Source organism: Candidatus Tokpelaia sp. (assembly GCF_008636115.1).
Classification (GTDB): Bacteria; Pseudomonadota; Alphaproteobacteria; order Rhizobiales; family Rhizobiaceae; genus QLZD01.
Window position 1 is genome coordinate 1 of the sequence record NZ_QLZD01000055.1, and the last position, 1,348, is coordinate 1,348.

1 pseudogene is annotated in these 1,348 nt (G+C 47.6%); it reads right to left on the reverse strand.

Annotated elements, in window-relative coordinates:
* Positions 1-1,348 (reverse strand): annotated as a pseudogene (locus DPQ22_RS09000) (hypothetical protein); the annotation flags it as partial.

The window sequence follows — 1,348 nt, forward strand, 5'->3', positions numbered from 1 at the left end:
TAATAGTATTTTGATAAATGTCTTTTATCAGGCTTTGGCGGAAGGCATCAGAAGGATTATCGCCTAATTGGGCGCGAATATCGCTGTAAAGCGCGGCCAGTTGCTCGCGCTCTTCCTGCATAAATTTCAAAATTTCGTCCAGTGCCGTTTGCAGGCTTTTGGCTACAATATTATGAGCAGGGAAATCATGCTCCTCTACACCAAACAGACAAGAAAATACCGGCATGGCGATAGCTTGCGCTGCAAGAATATTCAGCGTTTCTTCTTTGTCTATAGCGATGGATATATTATCCTTTAAGGCTTGCTCCAATGTGCCAAAGGCTTTTTGCGCGGCTTTATAATCCAGGTTGCTGCTTTCCAGGATATTACCGATACGCAGCTTCAGCGTCTCTGCCGTGCGACCCAGACGCTCTGCCCATTGCGGCCAATAAAGCCTTGTGCCGCATTTTTCTGCCAGTTTGGCGTAAATGCCACGCATCAGCTCATTGACATGAAATTCAAAATTACCTTGTTCCCCAGGCGGGTTATCTTTTCCGCCTATTGTTCGCTTCCTTTGCGGATTATGCTTTAAACCGCTGCCTTCTGTCTTTGTCTGAGTTTGCAGATTGCGTATATCGATAATTTCTATTTTGCCGCTAAAATCGCCGGCAACGGCGCGAGCGATAGAATTGTCTATGCCGGCATCATGGCTACGCAGAGCCTGCACTACTTGCCAAGTCGTTTGCCATGTTTTGGAATCTTTCAAAAACTCCTCTTCTGTTTGCCCGGCGGGGATAACCACCGGCAAAATGACATAACCCAGCTTTTTGCCGGGTGCAGTGCGCATAACCCGCCCAACGGCCTGGGTAATCTCTATCTGGCTGTTTTTACCGGACAAAAACAGCACAGCGTCTAAAGCAGGAACATCAACCCTCTCCGACAGACAGCGCACATTAGAAAGCACGCGGCAAACACTTCGTGTTTCTTCCTTCTGAGGGTAATCATGGGTAGTGACCGGATTTGCACAAGCAGTTTTTGTCTCTATAGCGCGCGTGGAAACAGAAGAAGAGAAGCCTTTGAGAAAATTGAGCTTGTTTTCACGCTCATTACCGGACATAGAACCATCAACATGCTCGGCCAAAATGGTAAAAAACGGCGCTTTGCTCCCGGCTTCATGCTCGGCCTGCTGGAAAGCTTGGGTAATTTTGGGGAAATTTTTGGCAAAATCTTTAGAACTGACTTTATCAGCGCTATGATCAATTACCTGAGCAAAGGCGATAGCGCTTTGCATGGGCGCGCCTTCTTCCTTCAGGCCGATTTTGGCCAAAGCGCGATAACAGCCAACCATTTTGGTGGCATCGTCCAGCTT